This is a genomic window from Corynebacterium otitidis ATCC 51513 (assembly GCF_000296405.1).
GTDB classification, from domain to species: domain Bacteria; phylum Actinomycetota; class Actinomycetes; order Mycobacteriales; family Mycobacteriaceae; genus Corynebacterium; species Corynebacterium otitidis.
The window spans coordinates 324,581-341,763 of the sequence record NZ_JH815193.1 but is presented as its reverse complement, the minus strand read 5'-3'; the positions used below and the strand labels follow the sequence as shown (position 1 = coordinate 341,763).

Sequence of the window (17,183 nt, the reverse complement as noted above, 5' to 3'; positions counted from 1 at the left end):
TGGCGGGGCGGCCGGGGAGCTAGGGCCTACTTGTCGTCGTAGGTGTAGAAGCCCTTGCCGGTCTTGCGGCCGTAGTCGCCCTTCTCGTAGAGCTCCTTGATGAGCGGGTGGGGCAGCGCCGACTCGTCGCCGGTCTGCTCGTACTCCGCCTGGCGGATGCCGTAGACGACGTCGATGCCGGTCATGTCCATGAGCTCGAAGGGGCCCATGGGGTGGCGCAGCGCGGTCTTCGCGGCGGTGTCGATGTCCTCGTAGCTCGCGACCCCGTCGTCGTAGAGCTTCAAGGCCTCGGTGCGGATCGCGCCGAGCAGCCGGTTCGCGACGAAGCCCGGGATCTCCTTGTTGACGCGGATGACGTTCTTGCCGAGCTTCTCGCCGAGCGCGACGGTCGTCTCGATGGTCTCCTTCGAGGTCTTCTCGTGGGAGACGACCTCGACGGCCTTCATGATGAGCACCGGGTTGAAGAAGTGGAAGTTCAAGACCTTCTCGGGCCGGTTGGTGGCGTCGGCGATCTTCGAGGAGACGATGTTCGAGGAGTTCGTCGCGAGGATCGTGCGCTCCGGGGCGACCTCGTCGAGCTCCTTGAACACCTGGCGCTTGATGTCGATGTTCTCGCTGGCGGCCTCGATGACGAAGTCGGTGTTCTTCACCACCGCGTCGCGGTCGGTCGTGAACGTCACGCGCTCCTTCGCGGCGGCGACGTCCTCGGCGGTGCGGCGCTCCTTCTTCACGTCGCGGTCCACCCGGTACCACAGGTGCTCCTTGGCCTTGTCGAGCGGCTCCTGGGCGATGTCGACGATCGCGGTCTCAAACCCGCTCAAGGCCGCGACCATGCCGATCTGCGAGCCCATCGTGCCCGAGCCGATGACGGTGATGTGCTTGATGTCTTCGATGCTCATAGCTGTGTAGAAACCCTCCTGGGAAAAGCTGCGGTGTGCTGGTCGTTCTATTCGGGCGCGCGGAAAACCGGCCCTAGATAAGCGCTAGGGGCGGTCGCCGCGGTGCTCGCTGTAGTCGGGGTGGCGCTTCTCGCCGAACGCGCGCGTGCCCTCTTCCTTCTCCGGGGAGTGGAAGAGCACGGTCTGGGCGATGCGCTCGAGCGCGAAGCCGGTGTCGTGGTCGAGGGAGAAGCCGCGCTTGACGGCCTCGCGGGCGAGCCGCACCGCCAGCGGGCCCTTGCGCTCGATGCGCTCGGCGACCTTGAGTGCCTGGAAGCGCAGCTCCTCGGGCTCGACGACGTAGGTGACGAGCTGGGCGGTGCGCGCCTCGTCGGCGTCGATCTTGCGGCCGGTGATGATGAGGTCGAGGGCGAGTCCGACGCCGACGAGCTCGGGCAGGCGCTGGGTGCCGCCTGCGCTCGGCAGGATGCCCAGGCCGGTCTCGGGGAAGCCGAACTTCGCGGTCGTCGAGGCGACGCGCACGTCGCAGGCGAGCGCGAGCTCGAGCCCGCCGCCCAGCGAGAAGCCGTTGACCGCGGCGATCGTCGGCTTGGGGAACGTCGCGAGGCGCTCGAAGAGGCGCTGCAGCCTCGCGCCCAGCGCCTCGATGGGGGAGCGCTTCGCGAGCTCGCCGATGTCGGCGCCCGCGACGAAGGCCTTCTCGCCCGCGCCGGTAATGACGATCGTGTTGATCGCGTCGTCCGCCTCGACCTCGTCGAGGCGCGCCTCGAGCGCGTCCTGCACGGCGGCGCTCAGCGAGTTGAGCGAGTCGGGCTTGTTGATCGTGAGGATCGCTGTCGTGTTCTCGTCCTCGCGGAGAACGAGGTCCAGGTCGACGTCGGACATGGTCCCTGCCTTTCCATATGGTCGTCGTCACTCGCCTGCGCGAATACGTGTCTCCAGTCACTATATATCCGACTATGACGCGGCACATGAGGCAGGAGTCACTACCACGGTCGAGGTGCGGCTGGTCGCCGGTGACCTGCCGCGTCGCAGCCGCGGCGAAAAAGTCCGCGAATCCCATGGCGCGCGTCACGTAAGGAACCTATCTTTTAACGAGATAACACCCCGCCTCGCCAAGCGCGGGGCCGCCGCGACCCGGGCGGGCGCCCCGGGCGCGGCGGGCCGGTGACCCCGGCCGTCGTCGAGACCACCGCCGCGAACGAAAGAAGAATCCGGACGCCCGCAGTTTTTTAGGACGCCCCGACCGCCAACGACCCCAAGGAGGCTCGAGGAAGCCATGCCAGGATCAGTCACCGATCTAATGGGAATCGACTCGCTGCTCAGCGACGAGGAGATCCAGACCAGGGAGCGGATCGCCGAGTTTGTCGACCGGCGGCTGCGGCCGAAGATCGGCGAGTGGTACGAGAACGCCGTGCTGCCCGTCGAGCTCATCGAGGAAATGGCCGAGCAGCGGCTCTTCGGGATGCACCTCAAGGGCTACGGCTGCGCCGGCCGCTCGGCGGTGGAGTACGGCCTGGCGATGCAGGAGCTCGAGGCCGGCGACTCCGGCATCCGCACGGTGGTCTCCGTGCAGGGCTCGCTCGCGATGTCGGCGATCTACAAGCACGGCTCGGAGGAGCAGAAGGAAAAGTGGCTGCCCAGGATGGCCAAGGGCGAGGTCATCGGCTGCTTCGGGCTCACCGAGCCCACCGCGGGCTCCGACCCGGGATCCATGGCCACCTGGGCGACGTACGAGGACGGCGAGTGGAGCCTTAGCGGCCAGAAGCGCTGGATCGGCCTGGCGAGCATCGCGGGCGTGGCGATCATCTGGGCGAGGGTCTCCAACGAGGACCAGGTCGCTTCCGGCGCGATCGAGGAGGACAAGATCAAGCCGGGCACCGACTCCGCGGTGCGCGGCTTCATCGTGCCCACCGACTCCAACGGCTTCGAGGCCACCCCGATCGAGCAGAAGCTCTCCATGCGCGCCTCCCTGCAGTGCGACATCGAGCTTTCCGACGTGCGCCTGCCCAAGGACGCGATCCTGCCGAAGCACCCGGGGCTCAAGGGCCCGCTGTCCTGCCTCAACGAGGCGCGCTACGGGATCTCCTGGGGCTCGCTGGGTGCGGCGCGCGACTCCATCGAGGTCGCGCTCGACTACGCCGGCGAGCGCCTCCAGTTCGGCGAGCCGCTCTCCGGCTACCAGCTCACCCAGAAGAAGCTCGTCGACATGACCGTCGCGCTCAACCAGGGCCAGCTGCTCGCGCTGCGCCTCGGGCGGGCGAAGGACGCCGGCGAGCTGGAGAACCACATGATCTCGGTGGCGAAGCTCGCGAACTGCCGCACCGCCATCGAGATCGCGCGCGAGTGCCGCACCATCCTCGGCGGCAACGGGATCACCACCGAGTACTCGCCGCTGCGCCACGCGAACAACCTCGAGGCGGTGCGCACCTACGAGGGCACCGACGAGGTCCACACGCTCATCCTTGGGCAGAAGCTCACCGGAATCGGAGCCTTCCGCAAGGCGTAACCACCCCCATGTGGGGGTAGTTTGTGGCGCGCCCACCCCCGGTGTTGCGTAGCTCACCGCGGGGACCGGCCCCGCGGCGCGGTCGGGGGTTCGATCCAGTGGCGTGGGCCTCATTTGACCCTGCCGCAAGTCTCCGGACATCATGTGTAGCAACTCACATTAAACATTGAAGGAGGCTTGAAACCATGCCTACAGTTTCGGTTCGGCAGGGCACCATCCGCGGCCTGTCGGTGGCGGCCGACGGGTCCGCGGACGACTCTGGCCAGCTCGCCGCGTTCTTCGGGATCCCGTACGCGGCGGCTCCTGTCGGCGAGCGCCTGTTCCTGCCCCCGCAGCCCGCAGAGTGGTCCGGCGAGCTGGACGCGACGAAGCGGCGGGCCACCCCGCCGCAGATCCAGTACCCGGAGGCGGCGCTCTCCATCGTGGAGAACCCGCTCGTCGAGGGCGAGGACTTCCTCAACCTCAACGTGTGGGTCTCCAAGGAGGTCCTGGAGCAGGGCGAGGCGGCCAAGGCGCCGGTCTACGTGTTCATCCACGGCGGCGCCTACCGCAACGGCTCGGGCTCCATTAGCCAACTCGAGGGCACCGGGTTCGCCGAGAAGGGGATCGTCGCGGTGACGATCAACTACCGCCTCGGCGTGCTCGGCGGCCTCCAGCTCGAGGACGGCACCTCGAACAACCAGCTGCGCGACCAGATCGCCGCGCTCGAGTGGGTCCGCGACAACATCGCGGCCTTCGGCGGCGACCCCGAGCACGTCGTCGTCGGCGGCGAGTCCGCCGGCGCGATGAGCATCGGCGCGCTTCTTACCTCCCCGAAGGCCAAGGGCCTCTTCCACGGCGCGATCCTCCAGTCGGGCGCGGCGCACAACAGCGTCTCGCAGGAGGCGGCCCGCGCCGTGGGCCGGCGCTACGCCGAGTACGTCGGCTTGGAGCCCAACGCCAAGTCGCTGGGCTCGCTGGAGCCCGAGAAGGCCTTCGAGGCGGGCGCCGCCGTCGAGCAGGAGATCTCCACCTCCGCGGACAAGGACACCTACTTCGACCTCGCGTCGAACTCGATGACCTGGCAGCCCAGCGTCGACGGCGACGTGCTTCCCGAGCACCCGATCGAGGCGCTCAAGGCCGGCCGCGGCGCGGACGTGCCGGTGCTCATCGGGACGAACCTCGACGAGGGCACGTTCTTCGTCGTGGGCACGGGGATCTTCGACAAGGTCTCCGACGACGACGTGAAGAAGGCCGCCGCGGCGTGGGGCGCGAAGGACCCCGAGAAGGTCTTCGAGCTCAACGTCGACTCCGAGGACCCCCGCCCGGGCACCACCATGGTGAACCTGTTCCACCACTGGAAGTTCCTCCAGCCGCTGGGCCAGTTCATCGACGCCCGGGTGGAGAACTCGGACGGGCCGACCTTTAGGTACCGCTTCGACTGGAAGTCGCCGAAGTTCGGCGGGGCTCTCGGCTCGCACCACATGCTCGAGATCCCCTTCACCTTCCACACGATCGACCGCCAGGCGATCAAGGACACCGTGGACCTGGACGCCCCGGTTCAGCTGGCCGACGACGTCCACGGCGCGTGGGTGAGCTTCATCAAGGACCTCAATCCCGGTTGGGATCCGCACACCACAGACAGCCGGCCGACCGGCATCTTCACCGCCGAGGGGCGGCGGGTCGACACCGACGTCGACCGCCAGGCCTTCGTCGACTGGGCGGGCCAGCGCTAGGCCGCCGCCCAGCCCCCTTCGGACACACACCTCAAAGACATATTCCAGGAAGGACCCGAACGACTATGTCTCTTTCCCCGCTTTCCGGTAACGACCACGTCACCACGCAGTCCGAGACCGAGCGCCGCTACGCCGAGGAGCGCGACAAGCGCAAGGCCGCCCGCGGCACCAAGGAGCAGGACTACACCCGCCTCGAGCAGATCATCGACCCGGACAAGCAGGACCCGCACAAGAAGGTCGAGCCCCGCGAGCCCGTCTTCGACGACGTCGAGGTCACCATCATCGGCGGCGGCTGGGCCGGCCTCATGACCGGCGCGGAGTTCAAGAAGGCCGGGCGCGACGTGCGCATCCTCGACAAGGCCGGCGACTTCGGCGGCGTCTGGTACTGGAACCGCTACCCGGGGCTCATGTGCGACACCGCCTCGGTCGTCTACCTCCCGCTGCTCGAGGAGACCGGCTACAAGCCCACCGAGTTCTACGCCCACGGCCCGGAGATCCGCCACCACGCGCAGCGCATCGGCGAGCACTTCGACCTCTACGACGGCGCGCTCTTCCACACCCGCGTCACCGAGCTGAAGTGGCTCGAGGACAAGAAGCGCTGGCAGGTCTCCACCAACCGGGGCGACAAGTTCACCACCCAGTTCATCTCGATGGGCATCGGCGCGCTCTCCACGCCGCGCATGCCGTCCTTCGAGGGCGTCCAGGACTTCAAGGGCGACTGGTTCCACACCGCGCGCTGGGACTACTCGATCACCGGCGGCACGCCCGAGGGCGAGCCGATGGACAAGCTCAAGGACAAGAAGGTCGCCATCATCGGCACCGGTGCGACCGCGCTGCAGGCCGTCCCGGAGCTCGGCAAGACCGCTAAGGAGCTCTACGTCATCCAGCGCACCCCGACCGCCGTCGCGGAGCGCAACAACGGCCCGCTGCACTACGACTGGTGGGACGAGCTGACCGCCAAGGAGGGCTGGCAGGACGTCCTCTACAACAACTTCCTCGACCACGCCGAGGAGTGGAAGTTCGGCAAGCTTCCCTCTAAGGACAACCCGAACCTCCTCGACGACGGCTGGACCCAGATGGGCGAGCTCGCCGTCAACGAGCTGAGCAAGATCGAGGGGGAGATCACCCCGGAGGCCTACAAGCAGGCCATGTACAACAACGACGACCGTATCCAGGCGGAGATCCGCGACCGCGTCGACGAGCTCGTCAAGGACCCGGACGCCGCGGAGAACCTCAAGGCCTGGTACCACCGCTGGTGCAAGCGCCCCGGTTTCCACGACGAGTACCTCCAGTCCTTCAACCAGGACAACGTCCACCTCGTCGACACCGAGGGCAAGGGCGTGGAGAAGATCACCGAGAACGGCGTGGTCGTCGCCGGCCGCGAGTACGAGGTCGACCTCATCGTCTACGGCACGGGCTTCCAGTACCTGCGCAACGCCGCGAAGGACGCCGACTTCGAGATCATCGGCCGCGACGGCGAGAAGCTCATCGACAAGTGGAACGACGGGATGCTCTCCTACCTGGGCTACTTCACCCACGACTTCCCGAACCTGTTCTTCCAGCAGTCGGTGCAGGCCTCGTTCCTCACCTCGAACGTGTCGCAGAACTACCGCTGGGGCGCGAAGGCGGTGCGCGACGTCGTCGAGCACGCGCTGAAGAACGGCTACGACACCTTCGAGGCCGACCAGGAGGCCGAGGACGACTGGGTCCACTACCTCGAGACCGAGGGCAACGTCGCCGACGACCCGGACTGCACCCCCGGCTACTACAACAACGAGGGCAACGAGATCGGCATCGAGCAGAAGCGCTCGGTGGGCGACCCCCGCGGCCAGAAGGTCTTCTTCAACATGATTGAGGAGTGGCGCAAGGACGGCGAGTTCAAGGGCCTCACCTTCGCCTAAGAACCCGCGCTAGGGGATAGGCCCCGCGCCCAAGCGGCGCGCCTAGCCCGACCCCGACCCGACCGGCCCCGCCCCTTTTCGTTCCGGCTCCGCAGCGAGCCCGGGCGAGAGGGGCGGGGCCGAGCCGCGTCCGCGGTAGTCTCAACTAGTAGGATTCATGTTTTGAATGGTGGAACGAGGCGTCTAGTCTCGGGTGAAGTGCCCGGGCGAGCCGCACCGCGGCGGCAGCGGCGTCGCCGAGCGGCCCCGGGCCCTCGGGAAGAGACCGACATATATAAGGAGTGCGCGAAGAAGTGAGCGAGCAACCAGCGACCACGAAGGCGGCCGACGCCGGGGCGTACCGCGCGGCACTCGGCTTCCCGCTGCTCGTCATCGTCGGCGGGGTGGTGGGCTACCTCCTGCCCGAGGCGGGCCAGGCGGTCTCCCCGTACACGAACCTGCTTCTCGGGGTGATCATGTTCGCCATGGGGCTCACCCTGAAGCCCAAGGACTTCCAGCTCGTGCTCACCAGGCCCCTGCCGGTGCTGCTCGGCGTCGCGGCCCAGTACGTCGCCATGCCGGCGATAGCGGTGTTCGTCAGCTGGGTGTTGAACCTCCCGCCGCTCATAGCCGCCGGCGTCATCCTCGTGGGCTGCACCCCGGGCGGCACCGCCTCGAACACGGTGAGCTACTTAGCCCGCGGCGACGTGGCGCTCTCGGTGACGATCACGTCGATCTCCACGCTGCTCGCCCCGGTCGTCACGCCGGCGCTCGCGCTGTGGCTCGCCGGCGAGTCGCTGCCCGTGTCCTTCGCGGACATGGCCACGACCATCCTCTTCGTCGTGCTTGTGCCCGTCGTCGCGGGCATCGCCGTCTCGGTGTTCCTCGATCGGCTCGTCGACCGCGTCGCGCCCGCCCTGCCGTGGCTCGCGGTCGTCGCGATCGCCCTCATCGTCATGGCGGTGGTCTCCGGGTCGAGGGAGGAGATCGCCACCGCGGGGCTCGCGGTGTTCGCCGCCGTGGTCATCCACAACGCGCTCGGCTACGCCGTGGGCTACGGGCTCTGCCGCGTCGTCGGCCAGCCCGTGCCGGTGCGCCGCGCGATGGCCGTCGAGGTCGGCATGCAGAACTCGGGTCTCGCTGCGAGCCTCGCGTCGCAGTACCTCTCGCCGCTCTCCGCGCTGCCGGCGGCGGTGTTCTCCGTGTGGCACAACCTCTCCGGCGCGGTGTTCGCGGCGCTGTGTCGCCGCTCCGATCGGAAGCGGGCCGAAACCGCCGCGCGCGGGGCTGCCGCCGACTAGCCTCGAGGCATTGTGACCTCTTATACGGATCGCCCGGTGCTCGACAACGACGTCGTCTCCCTCGAGCCGCTCGAGCGCGGCCACCTCGAGGCGCTCAAGGCCGCCGTCGCGGACGGCGACGTGTGGGACTCGTGGCTGGCGCTCACCCCCTCGCCGGACGAGATGGCCGACGACATCGAGACGAGGCTCACCGACGGGCGCGCCGCCTTCGTCGTGCGCGAGCGCACCACGGGAGAGATCGTCGGGGAGACGTGCTACCTCCACCCGGACCCGGCAAATAAGGTCATCTCCATCGGGGCGACGTGGTACGCCGCCTCGGTGCAGGGCACCAAGGTCAACCCGGCGTCGAAGCTCCTGTTGTTGGAGCGCGCCTTCGAGGTGCTTGGCGTCAACCGCGTGGAGATCCGCACCCACGTGATGAACCGCGCCTCGCGCGGCGCGATCGAGAAGCTCGGCGCGAAGCTCGACGGGATCCTGCGCCAGGACCGCATCGTGCGCGGCGGGCGCACCCGCGACTCCGCTGTCTACTCGATCCTCGCCCACGAGTGGCCCATGGTGCGCGCCGGCCTCGAGGCGCGGCTCTAGGCAGAGACCCCGCGGCGCGGCCGGCCCGCCCGGCGGCCCCGGGGGTTGCGCCGTGGCACTAGACTCGGGGGCCATGACGATCGCAGATTACGACCTCATGGACTTCGACGAGGTCCTCGAGCACTTCGACCCGGTCATGGGCCTGGAGGTTCACGTCGAGCTCGCCACCGAGACGAAGATGTTCTCCTCCTCCTCGGCGGACTTCGGCGCGGCGCCCAACAGCCACGTCGACCCGGTGAGCCTCGGGCTGCCGGGCGCGCTGCCGGTCGTCAACCGGCGCGGCGTCGAGTGGGCCGTGAAGATCGGGCTGGCGCTCAACTGCGAGATCGCCGAGTCTTCCCGCTTCGCGCGGAAGAACTACTTCTACCCGGACCAGCCGAAGAACTACCAGATCTCCCAGTACGACGAGCCCATCGCCTACGAGGGGCACCTGGACGTGCAGCTCGACGACGGCACCCCGTGGCGCGTGGAGATCGAGCGCGCCCACATGGAGGAGGACACCGGCAAGCTCACCCACCTGGGCAGCGCGACCGGCCGCCTGCAGGGCGCCACGAGCTCGCTGGTGGACTTCAACCGCGCGGGCGTGCCGCTCATCGAGATCGTCACCAAGCCCATCGAGGGCGCCGGCGCCCGCGCGCCCGAGGTGGCCCGCGCCTACGTCACCGCGCTGCGCGACCTGGTGAAGTCGCTGGGCGTCTCGGATGCGCGGATGGACCAGGGCTCCATGCGCGTCGACGCGAACCTCTCGCTGCGCCCGAAGGGCCAGGAGGAGTTCGGTACCCGCACCGAGACGAAGAACATCAACTCGCTCAAGTCCGTCGAGCAGGCCGTCCGCTTCGAGATGCAGCGCCAGGCCCAGGTGCTCACCGACGGCGGGGAGATCGATCAGGAGACCCGCCACTTCCAGGAGGCCGACGGCTCGACGACGAAGGGCCGGCCGAAGGAGACCGCGGAGGACTACCGCTACTTCAACGACCCCGACCTCCCGCCGGTCATCGCGCCGCGCGAGTGGGTCGAGGAGATCCGCGAGAGCCTCCCCGAGCTCCCGTGGGTGCGCCGCGCCCGCATCCAGAAGGAGTGGGGTTTGAAGGACGAGGAGATGCGCGACCTCGTCAACGCCGGCGCCCTCGAGGTCATCATCGCCACGACCGAGGAGGGCGCAGGTCCCGACGAGGCGCGCTCCTGGTGGGTGTCGTACCTCTCGGGCAAGGCGAACGAGCGCGGCGTCGAGCTCGAGGAGCTGCCCATCACCCCGGCCCAGGTCGCGCGCGTCGTCGCCCTGGTGAAGGACGGGGCGCTCACGACGAAGCTCGCCCGCAAGGCCGTGGACTTCGTCCTCGACGGCGAGGGCGACGTCGACGAGGTCGTCGCCAAGCACGACCTCGAGGTCGTGCGCGACACCGGCGCGATCGAGAAGGCCGTCGACGACGCCCTCGAGCAGAACCCAGATATCGTCGAGAAGTATCGCAACGGAAACAAAAAGGTCACCGGCGCGATCGTCGGCGCCGTGATGAAGGCCACGAAGGGCGCCGCGGACCCCAAGCAGGTCAACCAGCTCATCGCGAAGAAGCTCGGCTAGCTCCCCCGGCCACCTGCGCTTTTCCCGTCCCGCCCCGCACTCCCGCGGGGCGGGACGCTTGTGTCTTATGGCGTGGACACGCCCGGGGTGGCCGCCCGCCGGGACGCGTGCGCGCCGGCTTATCTATATGGTGGTGCCCCGGTGCGCCGGGGCGGCCGGATGAAAATCCTTCGGCCGGCCCCGGCGGAGCGCCCGCCCCAGCGCCGGCTCCCGGAGGGTCCCCTCCGGCGGGGCCCTGGCGCGTCCTCAGGCGGCGGGCGCCGACGCGCGCCGGCGCAGGCCCCGTTTCCGGGCCCGCGGGCCGCGCGACCACGCAGTGTGTAAGGCCCGCACGACGCGGTGCGGCGAACGGCAAGCAGGGAAAGATAAAAGGGGGAACAGGCGCGGTGAAACGATCAATCTCCGTGGCGATGGCCTTCGTCGGCCTCCTGGTCGGCGCCGGCTTTGCGACCGGCGCCGAGGTCATCCAGTACTTCATCTCGTTCGGCTGGGTCGGCATCGTCGGCGCGGTCATCGCGGGCATCATCATGGGCCTCGCGGGCGCGGTCATCCTCGGCCTGGGGAGCTACTTCCTCGCCGACGAGCACAACTACGTCTTCCGCAACGTCTCCCACCCGGTGATGTCGCGGTTTTTGGACGTGTCGGTGACGTTCACGCTCGGCGCGGTGGGTGTCGTCATGCTCGCCGGGGCGGGGGAGAACCTCGCCCAGCAGTTCGACATCCCCTCGTGGATCGGCTCGTTCGTCATGACGGTCATCGTCATCGGCGTCGGGCTGCTCAACGTCGATAAGGTCTCCAACGCGATCGGGATGCTCACCCCGCTGGTGATCATCGCGGTCATCGCCGCGTTCATCTACACGATGTTCAACCTCCCGGACGACTTCTCCACCCTGCAGGAGACCGCCCGGGCGGAGGACAGCCCGATCCCGTTCTGGCTGCTCTCCGCGGTGAACTACAACGGGCTCGCGCTGCTGCTGGGCGTGTCCATGTCGCTGGTCATCGGCGGCAACCACACCGACCCGCGCGCCTCCTTCCGCGGCGGCATCATCGGCGGCGTCATCTACACCGTCATGCTCGTCATGGCCGCGGTCGTCATGTTCCTCAACATCGAGGACGTCACCGGCGCCGAGGTGCCCATGCTCACCCTCTTTAACTCCATGGCGCCGTGGGCGGCCTCTCTGATGGTGTGGGTGATCTTCGCGATGATCTTCAACACCGCGATCGGCATGTTCTACGCGCTCGGCCGCCGCCTCTCGGCGGGGAACCACAAGCAGTACCCGCTCTTCCTTATCGTCTCCACGCTCGTGGGCTTCGGCATCAGCTTCTTCGGCTTCGACCTGCTCATGGACTACCTCTACCCGGTCATCGGCTTCCTCGGCATGGTCATGGTCGCGGTGCTCTGCTACTGGTGGATCAAGCACCGCTCCACCATCAAGGAGGAGAACGTCCGCCGCGCCCGGATCCGCGACCTCACCGAGCGCCGCGAGGACGACGACCGCGACTTCAGCGAGAAGCACGCCAACGAGCTGAAGCACCTCACCAGCGAGTCGAATATCGACGACGACGACCTGCGCGAGGCCATCGACGGGGAGGTCGCCGGCGACGACGCCTCCTCCGACGACGAGGACGGGGACGGCGAGGACTCCTATTCCGGCTCCGGGGACGAGGATTCCTCTAACGACAGGGGCGAGAAGGCCTCCTCCGGCACGGGCGGTGGGGACCGCGTCGCCGGGCGCTCCTAGCAGCCCCGCGCCACCCCTCGCGCCTCAACCTGGCCCCGGGCCCGCCCGCGCGGCGGGCCCGGCCTATACGCCCCGGCGGCAGCGATGCCGCCGGGGCTTTTCGCGTCTCTACTTGTCTATCGCTCTCGACCGCTGCCGCCGGCTGGAGGCCAAAGAAGGGGCAGGGAAGGGGAGCGGCTGCCCGCCGGACGCCCGCCTCTCCGTGCGCCCTAATTCGGCTGGCCCGGCCGGCCCCAGCCGGCACCCACACCCAAGCCCCGGATACTCCCACCAACCCGGGGCGAAACCGGATGCCTGACCCCAGTTTCTCGCCAGGTGGGTGCTCTAGCCTGAGGCACCGTGACCACAACTGAACTCATTCGGCCCGGGGCTCCTCCGACACCCCGGGCGCGCGTCGCGGGGCTCGACGTGGCCCGCTTCCTCGTGCTCGCGGGGATGGTCGTCGCGCACCTCTGTCCGCCGGTGGGGTATACCGGCGTGCTCGTCGACGGGCTGCCCTCGGCGCTGTTCGCTGCGCTCGCCGGGGTGTCCATGGTGTTTCTCACCCCCGGGCGGCTCGTCGTGCGCGGCGCGATACTTATCGCCCTGCACTGGGCGCTCACCCCGATCGCCGGCGTCATCGACGTCGTGCTGCTGGCGATGGGCCTGAGCTTCCTCGCTGCGGCCGTGTTCGTCCGCCGCTCGACCGCGACGGTCGCCGCCGGCGCCGCCGCGGCCGCGGGGCTGTCGTGGGTGATCGCGGCCCTCCAGGACGCGGCCGTCCCCCTCCCGGCGGTCCTCGGCGCTCCTTACCCGCTTTTCGCGTGGCTGTGCTTCCAGCTCGCGGGGCTGTGCGCCGGGAGGCTGCTGCTGAACAACCCGCGCCGCGCGGCCCGCGTGCTCGCCGTCGCCGCGCCGCTCGCGGCGGCGGGCATCGCCGCCCGCCTGCTCGTCAACCCCGACACCGACCCGGTGGGCTTAAGCGCCCACAGCGGGGGATTAGGCGACATCGCGGTGAGCCTCGCGGCCTCCGCGACGGTCCTGTGCGCCTGCCTCGTCGCGGTGCGCGGCACCGGCGGGGCGCTCCGCCCGCTCGCCGCGGCGGGCGCGATGCCGCTGACCCTGTACGTCGCGCACATCGCCACCGCCGGGCCGCTCGTCACCAGCGACCTGAGCACCTACGAGCACCCGGTCGCGCTCGCCGCGACGCTTCTCGGCTTCGTCGCCTTCGCCGCCGCCTGGCGCCACTTCTTCAACCGCGGGCCGCTCGAGGCGGCGCTGGCCGCCACGTCCCGCACACTCGCCCCGGGCCCCGCCCGCACCCAGAAAGACAAGGACTAGGACTTGAACATGACCGCTTTCCTCCCGCGCCCCGCGCGCCTGCCCCTGACCCTCGCCGCCGCCGACGCGCTGCTCGCCGGTACTGCGCCGCACGCCCTCGCCCTCGAGAGCGGCACCCCCGTCGAGGCGGGCGACGCCGAGGCCGACCGGGTCGTCTCCCTGCAGATCACCAACGACGGCGACCCGGACGGCGACTGCACCGGCACCGCGGTCGCGCCGCGCTGGGTGGTCACCGCCCGCCACTGCGTCGAGGGCTTCGACAAGCCGTCTGGCAGCGTGCGCCTCGGGCAGGGCGACGACTCCCGCCGCGTCGACATCGACCATTGGGAGCTCGCCCCCGAGGGCGACATCGCCGCCGTCCACGTCACCGAGGACCTGGGCCTGAAGGACTACCCCGGCCTCGCCGAGGAGACCCCGAAGGAAACTCAAGGCCGCTTCTACGGCTGGTCCCCGGACGGCGCCGCCGGCACCGAGCGTCCCGTCGCCGCCGCCGCGGAGGCCAAGGGCCCGAGCCCGCTCGCGCTCTTCGAAGCCGAGGAGGGCCTTGACGTCAAGGTCGGCGACGGCGCGAGCCTGCAGCCGGGCGACTCCGGCGGGCCGCTGTTCGTCGACGGGAAGGTCGCCGCGGTGCTCTCCGCGGGCTTAAGCGCCGAGCCGGAGGGTGGCGACGCCCCCGAGGACGGCGCGGCCGCGATGGCGCCGCTCGCGCCGCAGCGCGAGTGGCTGGAGAAGACCATCGCCGCCGACCCCGAGCCTGCCGCCGCGAGCGGCGTCCTCGACGCGTGAAGGAGGTCCGCGGCCCGGTGCTCGTCGGCGTCGCGATCGCCGCCGCGGCCGTCATCGGCGGGGCCGTCTTCGCCGTCGTGCGCAAGAAGGGCGCCCTCGCCTCGGACGAGGCCGGGAAGGGCGCCAAGGGGGACTCGGCGAGCTAGCCGATAACGAGCCCCGGGATTCCGGGGCGGCCCTCATGCCGGGACCGGGGAGTGTCCCCCGGCCCCGGCCGCGTCGTCTCCGGCGGGAGCCTGGCCCGGGGACCGGCGGGGCACGACGGGGAGAGGTGATCGATCGTCCCGCGGGGGTCGGGTGAAGACAGAAGCGACGGCCCCTCGGCCGCGCGGGCGGAGAGGCCCGCGGGCGGCCGAGGGGCCGTCACGCGACGTGGAGGGCGCCCGGCGGGAAGCTCCACAGTCCAGAAAGGAAACACACCACAGCATTCACCACAAGGCCCTCCCGCCGGGCGCGCACAGCTCAGTCTAGCGAAGATTCCCTTTTTCGCCACTACATTTCTCTCAAAATGAATAAGAAGCCCGTGATGGGCGCGAAAAACCCGCCCCGAGCAGCACTCGGGGCGGGGAGAAACCGGCCGGGCCGCGGGCATCGCGGGGCCCGGCAGACGTAGGGGAGCGGGCGGTTTAGCTCAGCGCGAGGCGCCCGGCGATGGCAAGCAGCACGAGCGCGATGATCGTGTTGAGCACCCGCCACACCTTCGGCCGCGACAGCGGCTTCGAGAGCGCCGCCGCGCCGTAGCCGACCGCGGGGAACCAGATGAAGCTCGCGGTGATCGTGCCGGCGACGAACATCCACTTCTCGGCCTCGACGGCGTACTGGTTGGCGATGCCGCCGACCATCGCGAGCCCGTCGATGAACGCGCCCGGGTTGATCCACGTGAGCGCCAGCGCCACGAGCGCGGGCCGCACCCAGTTGACCATGACCGGGCTGGCCTTCTTCGCCTTCGCCGGGGCGGCGGCGGTCCTCGTCTTCACGGCGACCCCGCCGCCGGGGCCCTGGGCGGCCTCGGGAACGACGTCGGACGGCTCGGGCTGGAGGCCGACCTCCTCCTCGGGCCGGGTCGCCGGCTGCGGCTCCTGCTCGATGCCGCCGCCCCCGCGGATCGCGTCGCGCACCGTAAGCAGCGCGAACCACACGAGGTAGGCCACGCCCACCCACTTAATGACGTCGAGGATCCAGGGTGCCAGCGAGGAGACCGCGTCCACCGCGAGCGTCCCGCCGACGAACAGCACGATGTCCGACAGCATGCAGGTGAGGACCACGGCGTGCACGCCGGTGCGCTTCACGCCCTGTTTCAGCAGGTAGACGTTCTGCGGTCCCACCGCGACGATGAGAGAAAAACCCAGTGCGATACCAGCCACGTAGATGCCCATGGCCCTGTTTCTAAGCCCTCTGCGCGGGCGGGGAAACCGCACCGCCTTAACCCCGGTTTAGACTTCCTTCATGACCCCCGCCCAGCTGACCACACTGCTCGCCATCGTCGACGAGGGAAGCTTCGAGTCCGCCGCCCTTGAGCTGGGGATTTCCCCCTCCGCGGTGAGCCAGCGCATCAAGGCCCTCGAGTCGAACGTGGGCCGGGTCGTTGTGAGGAGAACCACCCCCGCCACAGCCACCGAGGCGGGCGAGGTTCTGGTGCAGGCCGCGCGCCGCATGGCGCTCGTCCAGGCCGAGGCCGCAGCCGAGCTCACCGACCGGCTCGACCGGGTGCCGCTCACCGTCGCCGTCAACGCCGACACGCTCGCCACGTGGTTTAAGCCCGTCTTAAGGGACGCCGCCGGCTGGCCGGGCACCGCGCTGCGCCTCCGCCTCGAGGAGGAGGAGCGCACCCGGGCGCTCCTTCGCCGCGGCGACGTCATGGCCGCCGTCACCCGCCACGCCGCGCCCGTGAGCGGCTGCGAGGTCGTCGAGCTCGGCACGGTGCGCTACATCGCCGCCGCCAGCCCCGAGCTGCGCCTGAACTACACCACCCACGAGGGCCTCGACTGGGCGCACATGCCCGCGCTGCGCTTCGGTCCCAACGACCTCCTCCAGGACGAGGACCTAGGCGGGCGGCTCGCGCCGGGGGAGCGGCGCGCCCGCCCGGTGAGCTACATCCCCTCCTCGGAGGGCTTCGTCGACGCCGCGGTTGCGGGCCTGGGCTGGGCGCTCTTCCCCGAGAAGCAGATCCGCCCGCACTTAAGGAGCGGCGAGCTCGTGCGCCTCGACGACCTGGTTACCGAGGTGCACCTCTACTGGCAGCACTGGCGCCTGCAGTCGACGCTCCTCGACAGACTCACCCGCTCGGTCGTGCGCGCCGCCCGCGGCACCGAGTAGGCAGCTCCCCGCCGGGGAGGCGGCGGCGGGGCGCGCCGGGAGCGGGGAGTCGGACGCGCGCCGGCCGGGGCGGCGTCCGCCGTTGATGACCGAGGCGGCGCAGGCCACGCGCCGCCGCGCGGCGGCGCGGCGCGGCCGGGAGGACGCGCCCCACCGCTATCATCGCCCCCATGAGTGACGAGCCGCAGAAGCCCCAGCCGGACCGCAACGCGCTCGACTTCGAGGACGATATCCCCACCTATCGCCCGGAGTCGCGAGGCGAGGCGACGCGCTCGACCGAGGCGCCGAAGGCGCCCAGCCCCGAGCAGGACACCACCGACGGCGAGACCACCGAGCCGCCCCGGCCCCAGGAGCCTGGTACGGCGCCCGCCCCGGAGGAGGGCGACACGACCGAACCCCTCGACCCGGGGAAGGCCGCCGGCGCGAACGACGGCGAGAAGGCGACCCCGGCCCCCGAGCCGGAGGCAGGCGATGGGCCCGCGGCCGCGGCGGCCGACGGCGCCGGTGAGTCAGGCGAGCCCACCCCCGAGGCCCCGCAGGCGCCGCCCGTG

At 70.0% G+C, this 17,183-nt stretch carries 14 protein-coding genes and 1 pseudogene; 12 read left to right on the top strand and 3 right to left on the bottom strand.

Features of this window, described 5'->3' with window-relative positions:
• Positions 1-26: 26 nt before the first annotated feature.
• Together HMPREF9719_RS04380 and HMPREF9719_RS04375 are read right to left on the bottom strand one after the other, a co-directional pair.
• Positions 27-899: a 3-hydroxyacyl-CoA dehydrogenase family protein gene (locus HMPREF9719_RS04380; RefSeq protein WP_004600764.1), complete on the bottom strand. Its 873-nt coding sequence runs from the start codon at positions 897-899 to the stop codon at positions 27-29.
• A gap of 84 nt (positions 900-983) precedes the next feature.
• Positions 984-1,784: an enoyl-CoA hydratase/isomerase family protein gene (locus HMPREF9719_RS04375; RefSeq protein ID WP_004600763.1), complete on the bottom strand. Its 801-nt coding sequence runs from the start codon at positions 1,782-1,784 to the stop codon at positions 984-986.
• 394 nt (positions 1,785-2,178) lie between these two features.
• On the opposite strand from HMPREF9719_RS04375, the gene HMPREF9719_RS04370 reads away from it, so the two are divergent.
• The 10 genes from HMPREF9719_RS04370 (at position 2,179) to HMPREF9719_RS09615 (ending at position 14,462) form a co-directional block, all read left to right on the top strand.
• The gene (locus tag HMPREF9719_RS04370) at positions 2,179-3,408 is read left to right on the top strand and encodes an acyl-CoA dehydrogenase family protein (protein ID WP_004600762.1); all 1,230 of its coding nucleotides are present in this window, start codon (positions 2,179-2,181) and stop codon (positions 3,406-3,408) included.
• Between the two features lie 185 nt (positions 3,409-3,593).
• On the top strand, positions 3,594-5,123 hold the full coding sequence (locus HMPREF9719_RS04365; RefSeq protein ID WP_004600761.1) for a carboxylesterase/lipase family protein: 1,530 nt from the start codon (positions 3,594-3,596) through the stop codon (positions 5,121-5,123).
• Between the two features lie 65 nt (positions 5,124-5,188).
• Entirely contained in the window at positions 5,189-7,024 is a 1,836-nt protein-coding gene (locus HMPREF9719_RS04360) for a flavin-containing monooxygenase (RefSeq protein ID WP_004600760.1), read from the top strand.
• A 293-nt stretch (positions 7,025-7,317) separates the two neighbouring features.
• On the top strand, positions 7,318-8,304 hold the full coding sequence (locus HMPREF9719_RS04355; protein WP_004600759.1) for a bile acid:sodium symporter family protein: 987 nt from the start codon (positions 7,318-7,320) through the stop codon (positions 8,302-8,304).
• Between the two features lie 12 nt (positions 8,305-8,316).
• Positions 8,317-8,889, top strand: a complete 573-nt coding sequence (locus tag HMPREF9719_RS04350) for a GNAT family N-acetyltransferase (RefSeq protein WP_004601864.1) — start codon at positions 8,317-8,319, stop codon at positions 8,887-8,889.
• A 73-nt stretch (positions 8,890-8,962) separates the two neighbouring features.
• Positions 8,963-10,468: an Asp-tRNA(Asn)/Glu-tRNA(Gln) amidotransferase subunit GatB gene (gatB, locus tag HMPREF9719_RS04345; protein ID WP_004600757.1), complete on the top strand. Its 1,506-nt coding sequence runs from the start codon at positions 8,963-8,965 to the stop codon at positions 10,466-10,468.
• A gap of 386 nt (positions 10,469-10,854) precedes the next feature.
• Entirely contained in the window at positions 10,855-12,210 is a 1,356-nt protein-coding gene (locus tag HMPREF9719_RS04340) for a YkvI family membrane protein (protein ID WP_004600756.1), read from the top strand.
• Between the two features lie 339 nt (positions 12,211-12,549).
• Positions 12,550-13,530, top strand: a complete 981-nt coding sequence (locus HMPREF9719_RS04335) for a DUF418 domain-containing protein (protein ID WP_162857760.1) — start codon at positions 12,550-12,552, stop codon at positions 13,528-13,530.
• 9 nt (positions 13,531-13,539) lie between these two features.
• A complete protein-coding gene (locus tag HMPREF9719_RS04330; protein WP_004600754.1) occupies positions 13,540-14,316 on the top strand; it encodes a trypsin-like serine protease in 777 nt (258 codons plus the stop codon).
• Entirely contained in the window at positions 14,313-14,462 is a 150-nt protein-coding gene (locus HMPREF9719_RS09615; protein ID WP_004600753.1) for a hypothetical protein, read from the top strand. Before HMPREF9719_RS04330 ends, HMPREF9719_RS09615 begins: the two co-directional genes overlap by 4 nt.
• 480 nt (positions 14,463-14,942) lie before the next feature.
• On the opposite strand, the gene HMPREF9719_RS04325 is transcribed toward HMPREF9719_RS09615, so the two are convergent.
• The gene (locus tag HMPREF9719_RS04325; RefSeq protein WP_004600752.1) at positions 14,943-15,692 is read right to left on the bottom strand and encodes a LysE/ArgO family amino acid transporter; all 750 of its coding nucleotides are present in this window, start codon (positions 15,690-15,692) and stop codon (positions 14,943-14,945) included.
• Positions 15,693-15,762: 70 nt separating this feature from the next.
• On the opposite strand from HMPREF9719_RS04325, the gene HMPREF9719_RS04320 reads away from it, so the two are divergent.
• Both HMPREF9719_RS04320 and HMPREF9719_RS04315 read left to right on the top strand, forming a co-directional pair.
• Complete coding sequence (locus HMPREF9719_RS04320; RefSeq protein WP_004600751.1) at positions 15,763-16,632, top strand: ArgP/LysG family DNA-binding transcriptional regulator; 870 nt, start codon at positions 15,763-15,765, stop codon at positions 16,630-16,632.
• 170 nt (positions 16,633-16,802) lie between these two features.
• Positions 16,803-17,183 (top strand): annotated as a pseudogene (locus HMPREF9719_RS04315) (hypothetical protein); the annotation flags it as partial.

What these genes read in the sequence shown, in the direction of transcription:
- HMPREF9719_RS04380 (WP_004600764.1), bottom strand. Translation starts at nt 899, where the DNA reads ATGAGCATCGAAGACATCAAGCACATCACCGTCATCGGCTCGGGCACG.
- HMPREF9719_RS04375 (WP_004600763.1), bottom strand. Translation starts at nt 1,784, where the DNA reads ATGTCCGACGTCGACCTGGACCTCGTTCTCCGCGAGGACGAGAACACG.
- HMPREF9719_RS04370 (WP_004600762.1), top strand. Translation starts at nt 2,179, where the DNA reads ATGCCAGGATCAGTCACCGATCTAATGGGAATCGACTCGCTGCTCAGC.
- HMPREF9719_RS04365 (WP_004600761.1), top strand. Translation starts at nt 3,594, where the DNA reads ATGCCTACAGTTTCGGTTCGGCAGGGCACCATCCGCGGCCTGTCGGTG.
- HMPREF9719_RS04360 (WP_004600760.1), top strand. Translation starts at nt 5,189, where the DNA reads ATGTCTCTTTCCCCGCTTTCCGGTAACGACCACGTCACCACGCAGTCC.
- gatB (WP_004600757.1), top strand. Translation starts at nt 8,963, where the DNA reads ATGACGATCGCAGATTACGACCTCATGGACTTCGACGAGGTCCTCGAG.
- HMPREF9719_RS04330 (WP_004600754.1), top strand. Translation starts at nt 13,540, where the DNA reads ATGACCGCTTTCCTCCCGCGCCCCGCGCGCCTGCCCCTGACCCTCGCC.
- HMPREF9719_RS04325 (WP_004600752.1), bottom strand. Translation starts at nt 15,692, where the DNA reads ATGGGCATCTACGTGGCTGGTATCGCACTGGGTTTTTCTCTCATCGTC.
- HMPREF9719_RS04320 (WP_004600751.1), top strand. Translation starts at nt 15,763, where the DNA reads ATGACCCCCGCCCAGCTGACCACACTGCTCGCCATCGTCGACGAGGGA.